General features: G+C 65.6%; 8 protein-coding genes and 1 pseudogene. 6 read left to right on the forward strand and 3 right to left on the reverse strand.

The genetic code is table 11. From position 1 onward, the window contains the following. Both B3873_RS08105 and B3873_RS08110 read right to left on the reverse strand, forming a co-directional pair. Window positions 1-863: efflux RND transporter periplasmic adaptor subunit (locus tag B3873_RS08105; RefSeq protein WP_286865161.1), on the reverse strand; the 863-nt coding region annotated here is incomplete at its 3' end. Between the two features lie 161 nt (window positions 864-1024). Beyond that, window positions 1025-1621 (reverse strand): TetR/AcrR family transcriptional regulator, encoded by a 597-nt coding sequence (locus B3873_RS08110; RefSeq protein WP_286865162.1) that lies wholly within the window; start codon window positions 1619-1621, stop codon window positions 1025-1027. Between the two features lie 138 nt (window positions 1622-1759). On the opposite strand from B3873_RS08110, the gene B3873_RS08115 reads away from it, so the two are divergent. The 4 genes from B3873_RS08115 (at window position 1760) to B3873_RS08130 (ending at window position 6178) form a co-directional block, all read left to right on the forward strand. Then, window positions 1760-2569, forward strand: coding sequence for an oxidoreductase (locus B3873_RS08115; RefSeq protein WP_286865163.1), 810 nt, complete (start codon window positions 1760-1762; stop codon window positions 2567-2569). A gap of 190 nt (window positions 2570-2759) precedes the next feature. Next, complete coding sequence (locus tag B3873_RS08120) at window positions 2760-3197, forward strand: MarR family winged helix-turn-helix transcriptional regulator (RefSeq protein ID WP_209579479.1); 438 nt, start codon at window positions 2760-2762, stop codon at window positions 3195-3197. 103 nt (window positions 3198-3300) lie between these two features. Continuing rightward, window positions 3301-4596 (forward strand): MFS transporter, encoded by a 1296-nt coding sequence (locus B3873_RS08125; RefSeq protein ID WP_286865165.1) that lies wholly within the window; start codon window positions 3301-3303, stop codon window positions 4594-4596. A 277-nt stretch (window positions 4597-4873) separates the two neighbouring features. After that, the gene (locus B3873_RS08130) at window positions 4874-6178 is read left to right on the forward strand and encodes a S1C family serine protease (protein ID WP_286865167.1); all 1305 of its coding nucleotides are present in this window, start codon (window positions 4874-4876) and stop codon (window positions 6176-6178) included. A gap of 35 nt (window positions 6179-6213) precedes the next feature. Here the strand turns inward: B3873_RS08130 and dkgB are convergent, their stop codons facing one another. Next, window positions 6214-7023, reverse strand: coding sequence for a 2,5-didehydrogluconate reductase DkgB (dkgB, locus tag B3873_RS08135; RefSeq protein WP_286865169.1), 810 nt, complete (start codon window positions 7021-7023; stop codon window positions 6214-6216). A 342-nt stretch (window positions 7024-7365) separates the two neighbouring features. Here dkgB and B3873_RS08140 point away from each other — a divergent pair, with 342 nt between their 5' ends. Together B3873_RS08140 and gudD are read left to right on the forward strand one after the other, a co-directional pair. Continuing rightward, window positions 7366-8436, forward strand: coding sequence for a LacI family DNA-binding transcriptional regulator (locus B3873_RS08140; RefSeq protein ID WP_209531996.1), 1071 nt, complete (start codon window positions 7366-7368; stop codon window positions 8434-8436). A gap of 185 nt (window positions 8437-8621) precedes the next feature. Continuing rightward, window positions 8622-9303, forward strand: a pseudogene (gene gudD / locus B3873_RS08145) (glucarate dehydratase); the annotation flags it as partial.

The raw sequence follows: 9303 nt of genomic DNA on the forward strand, positions 1-9303 counted from the left end.
AGGCGCACGCCCTCTGCGGCGGGCGCGGCGACATGGATGGTGACGGTAGCGCCCAGCGGTGCACGGGCGGCGCTGCCGCCCAGGGTGTAGCGCGCCAGGTAGGTGCGGGTTTGGGCATCGGCCACGGCCGCCAGTTCGCGCAGGGTGGCCGGCGCGCTTTGGCCGGGCTCGCTGAAGAGGGTGGCGGTGGCGCTGCGGCGGGCCACGTCCAGTTCCTGTTCGGGCAGGTAGACCTGGGCTTCGCGCGCGCCATTGCGCGCCAGCGAGACCACCGTCTGGCCGGCGGCGACCACCTGGCCCACATCGGCAGGCACGGCCAGCACCACGCCATCCATGTCGGCCTTCAGTACGGCGTAATCGCGCTGGTTTTCGGTTTCGCGGGCGCGGGCGGCTTCGGCGCGGGTCTGGGCCACGGCGGCGTCGGCGGCGGCCTTGGCCTGTTCATAGGCCTGGGTGGAGATGGCGCCATGTTCCAGCAGCTTGCGCAGGCGCGCTTCCTCGGCCACGGCCTGCACCTGGCGCGCCTGGGCGGCTTCGACCGCAGAACGGGCGGCCGCCAGGGCCAGATCGTAATCGACGGCATCGATGCGCATCAGGGGCTGGCCACGGCGGACGGTCTGGCCGGGGTCGACCAGGCGTTCGACGATCTTGCCGGCTACCCGGAATCCCAGGTTGCTTTCGGTGCGGGCGTGGACCACGCCGGTAAAGCTGACGCGCTCGCTGCCGGCCGCTTGCACGGTGACCCAGGCCACCTTGGCCACGGTGTCCGCCGGCGGCGGTGGATGGCCGCAAGCGGCCAGGGAGAGCAGGAGCGTGGCGCTGATGACGGTGCGCCGGGGCAGGCGCGAGAGCAGGGTGTGCATGGAAGCCTCGGAGAAAGGAGCGAGCGTTGAGGGGCTGACTGGGTCAGCGAATCTTAGAGTTCATCTAACCTCTAAAAATAGAGTATCAGTGAACTCTAAAAAATTCAAGCCGTTTCTGCCGCGCTGATTGCGGGGGATACAACGGGTGTGGCGGCAAGGCCTCAGATGCCTGGGCGGGGGGTGTCCAGCATGGCGTGCAAGGTCTTGCGGCAATTGGCCAGGATGGCCATTTGCGTCTGGGGATTGACGGCCACCCGGGCCAGCATGATGGCGCCGACCATGGCCGTCACCAGCGCCGCGCCCAGTTCGGCGGGCTCGGCCGCACCGGCCTGCTCGGCCAGCTTCTGGTAGAACTGCACCAGAAGCTGGTGGCCTGCCATGGCGGCGCCCCGCACGACCGGGTCGGCCCGCCGCAACTCGCTGCCCAGGTTGGGCAGGGGGCACATGCCGTCGCAGTCGTGGCCGCTCAGCTGGTCCAGATACATGTCCACCGCCAGCACCAGCGCCTGCTGCGGCGTGCGGCCGGCCACGGCCTGGGCGAAGGCCGCGAACATGTGCTCGTTGGCGGCCTTGCTGGCTTCGACGATGAGTTGTTCCTTGGAACGGAAATGCCGGTAGAAGCCGCCCTGGGTCAGCCCGGCCGCCTGCATGATGCTGGCGATCCCGGTCTGCGCCAGGCCATCGGCCAGGAACATGCGGGTAGCGGCCGAGAGGATGCGCTTGCGCGACTCTTCGGTTTCCTGCCTGCTCTTCTTCATGGGATGAACTCCTCTCTGCGAAAACTGCTTGCGCAAGTTAGAGTTCGATTGTAATCTATTTATAGGGGTTATCTGAACTCTTAATTTTTCCGGCGCGCACGGCACGGCGCCCCTTCATTCCAGAAAAGGAGCAATAACATGTCCCCCAACAAGGTGGTGATCGTCACCGGCGTGTCATCGGGTATTGGCCGTGCAACGGCGCAACTCTTCGCCACGCGTGGCCACGTGGTCTATGGCACGGTGCGCAAGCTGGAGGGCGCCGCTGCCATTGCCGGCGTGAACCTGATCGAGATGGACGTGCGCGATGGTGCTTCGGTGGCGGCGGCGGTGCAGGAGGTCATCGAGCGTGAGCAGCGGGTGGACATCCTGGTCAACAATGCCGGCATGTCGCTGGTGGGGGCGGTGGAGGAAACTTCCGTGGCCGAAGCGCAGGCGCTCTTCGACGTCAACGTGATGGGCTTGCTGCGCACCAGCCAGGCGGTCTTGCCGCAGATGCGCAAGCAGGGCAGCGGCCGTATCGTCAACGTCAGTTCGGTGCTGGGCTTCCTGCCGGCACCTTACATGGGACTGTATGCCGCTTCCAAGCATGCGGTGGAGGGGCTGTCGGAAAGCCTGGATCACGAGACCCGCCAGTTTGGCGTGCGCGTGGTGCTGGTCGAGCCGGCCTATACCCGCACCAGCCTGGATTTGAATGCGCCCAAGGCGGGCAAGAAGATCGCCGCCTATGAGGCCCAACGTACGGCCGCCGCAGCGGCAGTGTCGCGGCATGTGCACCAGGCGCCGGTAGCCGAGACGGTGGCGCGCACCATCGTGGCGGCGGCGCTCGATCCGCGCTGGAAGATGCGCCACACGCCCCCGGGCCAGGCATCGCTGTTGACCAAACTGCGCCGCTTCATGCCGGCCGGTCCGGTGGATTCGGCGATTCGCAACGGGCTTAACCTGGCTTGACGCGCGGCTGCCTTGCCATGGCGGCCGGCGACATCCGCCCTTGCAGGGCTGCTTGACTTGCGGCTGAGCCGGTCCTATTATGCATACGCATCGATGCATATGCATAGTTAATCGCAACTGACGGGACCGGCAGAACCGGCCCCGTCAGTTTGTTTATCCGGCGGCCGCCTGCCCCCTTTCTGGAATGCCCATGAGCAAGGACATCTGCACCTGCGCCCCCCTGCGCCGTCTCACCCGCAGGATCACCATCATCTATGACCATCACCTGCAGGACAGCGAGCTGAGCATCACCCAGTATTCGTTGTTGAGCCGCATCGGCCGCAAGGGACCGATCGCCAATATCGTGCTGGCGCAGGACATGGGCATGGACCGCAGCACCCTGAGCCGCACCCTGAAACCCCTGGTGGCCGCCGGCTGGATCGAGACCGTCGACCTGCCCGACGATGCCCTGCTGGACAAGCGCTCCTTCGCCCTGCAACTCTCCCGCGCCGGCCGCGCCAAGCTGGAGGAAGCCCGGCCGCGCTGGCGGCGTGCCCAGGACGAGATCGACCGCCGTCTCGGTCCCAAGCTCGCGCGCGAATTCAATGACCTCATCGAAGATGCCTATGCCCGCCTGCAGGACGCCTGACGCGCCAGCAGGCCCGGTTTGAAGGTGCAATGAACCTTGCTTCACCCGACGATTCGCTCCCACCCATCCAACAAGCTCGCACTGCCCTCCCGACAGGATCGCCATGAACAAACTGACCCAATCGCTGGCCAACGCCGTCACGCCCCGCTTCCACTATGCCTGGGTGGTGGTGGGCGTGATCTTCCTCGTGCTGCTGTGTTCGGCCGGCATCCGCGCCACGCCTTCGGTGATGATCCTGCCGCTGGAACAGGAGTTCGGCTGGAACCGCTCCACCATCTCGGTGGTGATCTCGGTCAACATCGCCTTGTATGGCCTGATCGGCCCATTCTCGGCGGCAGCCATGCAGCGCTTCGGCATCCGCCGCGTGGTGCTGGGGGCGCTGGTGCTGCTGGCCAGCGGCACGGCCCTGTCGACCCTCATGCACATGCCCTGGCACATGCTGCTGTCGTGGGGTTTGCTGGTCGGTGCCGGTACCGGCGTGGCGGCCAACACCCTGGGCGCGACCATCGTCAGCCGCTGGTTCGAGACCCGGCGCGGCCTGGCCATGGGCTTGCTCACCGCCAGTGCGGCCACCGGGCAGATGGTGTTCCTGCCGCTGATGGCCTCCATGGTGGGCAGCTACGGCTGGCGCTCGGTGGCTTTCCTGGTGTCGGCGGTGGCGCTGCTGGCCATTCCGCTGGTGTGGCTGCTGCTGCCGGAAGGCCCGTCGGCCATCGGCCAGAAGATGGTCGGCCAGACCAGCGAGACCGCCGATGATGGCCGCTCCAAGCGCAATCCGCTGGCCATCGCCTTGGATGCGCTGCGGACTTCGGTGCGCATGCCGGACTTCTGGCTGCTGTTCATGAGCTTCTTCGTCTGCGGGCTCTCCACCAATGGCTACATCGGCACGCAGTTCATCGCCATGTGCAATGACTACGGCATCAATGAAGTCAAAGGCGCTTCCATCCTGGCGGCCATGGGCATGCTGGACCTGGTCGGTACCACGCTCTCGGGCTGGCTCTCGGACCGCTACAACCCGCGCGTGCTGCTGTTCTGGTATTACGGCCTGCGCGGACTGGCGCTGATCTTCCTGCCGTATGCCTTCGGCTTGCAGTATTACGGACTGGCCATCTTCGCCATCTTCTATGGCCTGGACTGGATCGCCACCGTGCCGCCGACCGTGCGCCTGGCCAATGACGTCTTCGGCCGCCTGGCCGCGCCCATCGTGTTCGGCTGGATCGTGGCCGGACACCAGCTCGGAGCCGCTACTGCCACTACGGTGGCCGGCTACATGCGGGCGACGCTGGGCAATTACACGCTGTCGTCGATCATGATGGGCGTGGCCTGTCTGATCGGCGCGGTGCTGGTGTTGCGCATCAAGGGACATCCGGGAGCGCAGCCGCAACCGGCCAGCGCGTAAATCATTTCACCTGTGTCTTTTGGAGAAGGCCAGCTTTCTTGTGGAAGCTGGCCTTTTTTTCCTATATCGGGCATTTGGGACAATCGCGGAGACCGTCGGCAGCATGCCAGAATGCGCTCTTTCGCCAGCCGGGGCGCTGGCCCATTTTCCTCGCTCGATGATGAACAAGACTCTCCGGCTACTCCTGCAGCGCCGTCTGGCGCGGCTGCCTCTTCAGCTCGCGCTGCTCGCTTGCACTCTCTCCCTGATGCGTGGCGTGCAGGCCGCCGAAGCCCTCATGCCCGCCGTCGAAGACAAGACCCCGCTGCTGATGCCGCCGCAAGCCGCCGCACGGCCCGCCTACCTGGCGCGTGCGCAGCGCCGCTTCGAGCAGGGCAGCCAGGGCAACCAGATCATCGGGCAGCTGCAGGGCGGGCTGTTCTGTACCCGCAGGAACGAGATCGTCTGGAACCAGAACAGTGCCGAAGTGATGTTGCCGACCAATGCGCTGTTCCTGCGCTTTCGCAGCGAGCTGCAGCAGCACGGCTATCCGGTGCCGGCGTCCCCGGCCGAACCGCTGTTCCGGGAACAAGACGCTGCCCAGGAACGCGCCCGGCCGGCCGACTTCAACCTCCAGGTAGGCGTGATCATCAGCCAGTTCCAGACCAATCTCTGCGCCAAGGGCGGCGAAAGCTGGACCGGCGAGGCCTATCTCCGGCTGGAATGGCAGGTGTTCGCGCCGGAGCAGCGCAAGGTGATCTATCGCGGCATGAGCGAAGGCGTATTCCGTTCGCGTGAGCGCAGTCTTGATGGCATCGTGCCGCCGATTCCGATGGAAGCCTTCGGCGCGGCGGTCCGCAATCTGCTGGCCGATCCGCGCTTTGCGCTGGCGCTGCAATCGCCCTATGACAGCGTGGCCGCGGCTGCAATTGGCGGTGCCGGCAGCGACGTTGCGCGCGCACCGGAGGCCATGCCGGCAGGCAGCCCGCTGGCCATCGACAACCAGCCCGCCGAACGGGGTAATGGCGAGATCGCCAGGGTGATGCCGGAGTTGCGTTCGGCGGTGGTAACGGTGCTGACCGAGCGCGGCTCCGGTACCGGTTTCTACATCGGCAGTTCCGGCTGGCTGCTGACCAACCAGCATGTGATCGGGCAGGCGCGCGCGGTGCGGGTGCGCCTGCCGACCGGACGAGAACTGCTTGCTGAAGTCGTACGGGTGGATGCGGCGCGTGACATCGCGCTGCTCAAGACCGAAGCGCCGGGTGTGCGGCCAATGCCGCTGCGCATGGGCGAGCCGGGCATCGGCGAGGATGTGTATGCGCTGGGTTCACCGCTGGGCGATGCCTTCAATACCACGCTCACGCGCGGCATCCTCAGTGGCGTGCGCAAGGTGCGCGATCTGGATTTCCTGCAGAGCGATGTGGCGATCCTGCCGGGCAGCAGCGGCGGTCCCTTGCTGGACAAGTCAGGCCAGGTGATCGGCATCACCGTGGCCGGGCTGGGGGCCAAGGGACTGGCCGGGATGAACTTCTTCATCCCGGTCGGCAGTGCCATCGAGCGCCTGCAATTGCAGTTGCAGAACCGCGATCAGCGCAAGCCCTGATCCGCTCTGCCGCTGCATTCAGCGGGCGGCAGCGTTCAATCCCACTGCGGCGCAAATCCCGGATTGGCAAGCCGCTCGCCGCGGTCCAGCGCAGCGATGGCCTGCATCTCCGCCTCGGAGAGCGTCAACTGTTGCGCCTGCAGATTGGCGGCCAGGTTCTCGCGTCGGGTCGAGGAGGGGATCACCGCAAAGCCCTGCTGCAGCGACCAGGCCAGCGCCACTTGTGCGGCCGAAACTCCATGGCGGGCGGCGATCTCCAGCAGCGTCGCGTCCTCCATCACCTTGCCATACGCCAGCGGCATGTAGGCTGTCAGGTGGATGCCCTTGGCACGGGCAAAATCGATCACCTTGCGGTTCTGCAGGAAGGGATGGATCTCGACCTGATTGGTGGCAATGGCTTCCGCACCGACGGCGGCGATGGCCTGCTCCATGTGCGCGATGGTGAAGTTGGAAATGCCGATCAGGCGCGTGAGCCCCTGTGCCTTGGCCTCCGCCAGTGCCTGCAGGTAGTCGGCCACCGGCAGTTCATCCTGGGGGGAAGGCCAGTGGATCAGCGTCAGGTCGACCTGATCGAGGCGCAGCTTGTGCAGGCTTTCCTTGAGGCTGGGGAGGAGCTTGTCGCGGGCAAGGTTCTCGGTCCAGATCTTGGTGGTCACGAAGAGTTCATCGCGGGCCACGCCGCTGTCCGCGATGGCTTGGCCGACTTCGGTTTCGTTGCCGTAGATCTGCGCGGTATCGATGTGGCGATAGCCGAGGTCCAGGCCGTTGCGGACCGAATCGATGACCTGCTGGTCCTTGAGACGGAAGGTGCCCAGGCCCAGGGCGGGGAGGGTGGAGGTGTGCATGACTTGTCCTTTGCGTTGATGATGAGGGCCGGCAGGCCAGTGCTGCCGGGGCGATCAGGATCAGAGCGATTGAGTATCGGTCAATTCCCTTGTCGCTTGAAGTGCCACACGGACAAATCATTATTGAATTCAGGTCAATAATGCTTGCGCGGCATTTGCCGGTCTGCTTCGCTCTTCCCGGCGACGGGTGAGGCGATGCGCATCGTTCACTGCGGCTCTCCGAGACGCTGTCCGAGGCAACTGCCAAAGCTGACGCCCAGCTTGCCAGCTTGGTAACGCTACCAGCCGCAATGCTAGAATGCCGCCATGTCCGAAAAGCGTATGCCTCCTCCCGATTCTCCGATGCAACCCACCAGCGCCGAGCGCGACGACGACAGCGCCGAACCGCGCCGCCGTGCTGCCCGCAAGAGCGCCGGTGGCATCACGCTGCGCGATGTGGCGCAGCTGGCGGGCGTGGCACCGATCACTGCGTCACGTGCCCTGAATACGCCGTCGGCAGTCTCGCCCAAGGTCTTGCAGAAGGTGCGTGAGGCGGTCGAGAAAACCGGCTACGTGCCCAACCTGCTGGCCGGCGGACTGGCCTCCAACAAGAGCCGGCTGGTGGCGGTGGTGGTGCCGACCGTCATCGGTCCGGTGTTCCAGGAAATCGTCCATACCTTGACCGAAACGCTGGCTGCGGCCGGCTACCAGGTCATGCTGGGCCAGAGCGGCTACGAGAATTCGCGCGAAGATGCGCTGCTGGAAGCCATCATCGGCCGCCGTCCCGATGGCGTGGTGCTGACCGGCATCATGCGTTCGGCAGAAGCGCGCAAGCGGCTGCTGGCCAGCGGTATCCCGGTGGTGGAAACCTGGGACCTGACCCCGACTCCCATCGACATGCTGGTGGGTTTCTCGCACGAAGCCATCGGCCACGAGGTGGCGCGCTACCTGCACGCACGCGGACGCCGCAAGGTGGCCGTGGTGGGTGGACGCGATGAGCGCAGCCAGCGGCGCATGAACGCCTTCGCGCAGGAGTGCGCGGCGCTGGGCATGCAGCAGGGCAGGGGAGAGGTTCCCATGTATCACGTCGTCGCCCCGACGACGCTGGGGCAAGGCCGCCAAGGCTTGGCCGAACTGCTGCAGGCGCAGCCTGATCTGGATGCCATCTTCTGCAGCTCCGACTTGCTGGCGCTGGGCGTGATGATCGAAGCGCAGAGCCGCGGCATCGCCATTCCCGGCCAACTGGCCGTGGTCGGTTTCGGCGATCTGGAATTCTCGCGCGACCTGCAGCCACGCCTGACCACGGTGCGCATCGATGGCACCGGCATCGGGCAGCGCGCCGCGCGCTTCATCATCGAACGCGCCTCGGGCAGCGAGGTCAGCGAGCGTATTGTCGATGTCGGCTTCTCCATCATCGCGCGCGACAGCGCCTGAGTTTTCGCCGAAGCGCCTCATCTGTCCTGATCTTTCCTCATCCTTCCTGATGTGCTGATGCCTTGAGGCAATCAACACTTCCCCATTGACAGTCAAAATTGGTACCGCTACCATTCATTCAATCCAAATTTGGTACCGCTACCAATTTGCAGTCTGATCGTTTCCGTTTCCGGAGAAAACCCGCCATGACCCAGAACCCAGCTTCCGCATCGTCCCCGACGTCGTCGCCATCCCAGCACAAGGGCGCGCCGCGCGTGACCGGCATGCGCGTCATCCCGGTGGCCGGGCATGACAGCATGCTCTTGAACCTCTCGGGGGCGCATGGTCCGTATTTCACGCGCAATATCGTCATCCTCACCGACAGTGCCGGCAATACCGGCGTGGGCGAAGTGCCGGGCGGGGAGGGTATCCGCCAGACGCTCGACGATGCGCGCTCGCTGGTGGTGGGCCAGTCCATCGGCAATGTGCAGGCCATCCTCAATCGTGCGCGTACCGCCTTCGCCGACCGCGATGTGGGCGGACGCGGCCTGCAGACCTTTGACCTGCGCATCGCCATCCATGCCGTGACCGCGCTGGAGGCGGCCCTGCTGGACCTGCTGGGCAAGTTCCTCGACGTGCCCGTGGCTGCCTTGCTGGGCGAGGGCCAGCAGCGCGATGAGGTGGAGATGCTGGGGTATCTGTTCTACGTCGCCGATCGCCGCAAGACTGCCCTGCCGTATCTGGCCGCGGCGGATGCGGACGATGACTGGCTGCGCCTGCGCCACGAAGCCGCGCTCACGCCGGAGGCGGTGGTGCGCCTGGCCGAGGCGGCCTATGCGCGTTACGGTTTCAATGACTTCAAGCTCAAGGGCGGCGTGATGCGCGGCG

The sequence above is a fragment of the Herbaspirillum sp. UBA812 genome (genome assembly GCF_002296545.1).
In the GTDB taxonomy this organism is placed as follows: domain Bacteria; phylum Pseudomonadota; class Gammaproteobacteria; order Burkholderiales; family Burkholderiaceae_D; genus Herbaspirillum; species Herbaspirillum huttiense.

Coding starts and splice junctions, on each gene's coding strand:
- B3873_RS08140 (WP_209531996.1), top strand. CDS start 7,366: ATGCAACCCACCAGCGCCGAGCGCGACGACGACAGCGCCGAACCGCGC.
- dkgB (WP_286865169.1), bottom strand. CDS start 7,023: ATGCACACCTCCACCCTCCCCGCCCTGGGCCTGGGCACCTTCCGTCTC.
- B3873_RS08115 (WP_286865163.1), top strand. CDS start 1,760: ATGTCCCCCAACAAGGTGGTGATCGTCACCGGCGTGTCATCGGGTATT.
- B3873_RS08120 (WP_209579479.1), top strand. CDS start 2,760: ATGAGCAAGGACATCTGCACCTGCGCCCCCCTGCGCCGTCTCACCCGC.
- B3873_RS08130 (WP_286865167.1), top strand. CDS start 4,874: ATGCCCGCCGTCGAAGACAAGACCCCGCTGCTGATGCCGCCGCAAGCC.
- B3873_RS08110 (WP_286865162.1), bottom strand. CDS start 1,621: ATGAAGAAGAGCAGGCAGGAAACCGAAGAGTCGCGCAAGCGCATCCTC.
- B3873_RS08125 (WP_286865165.1), top strand. CDS start 3,301: ATGAACAAACTGACCCAATCGCTGGCCAACGCCGTCACGCCCCGCTTC.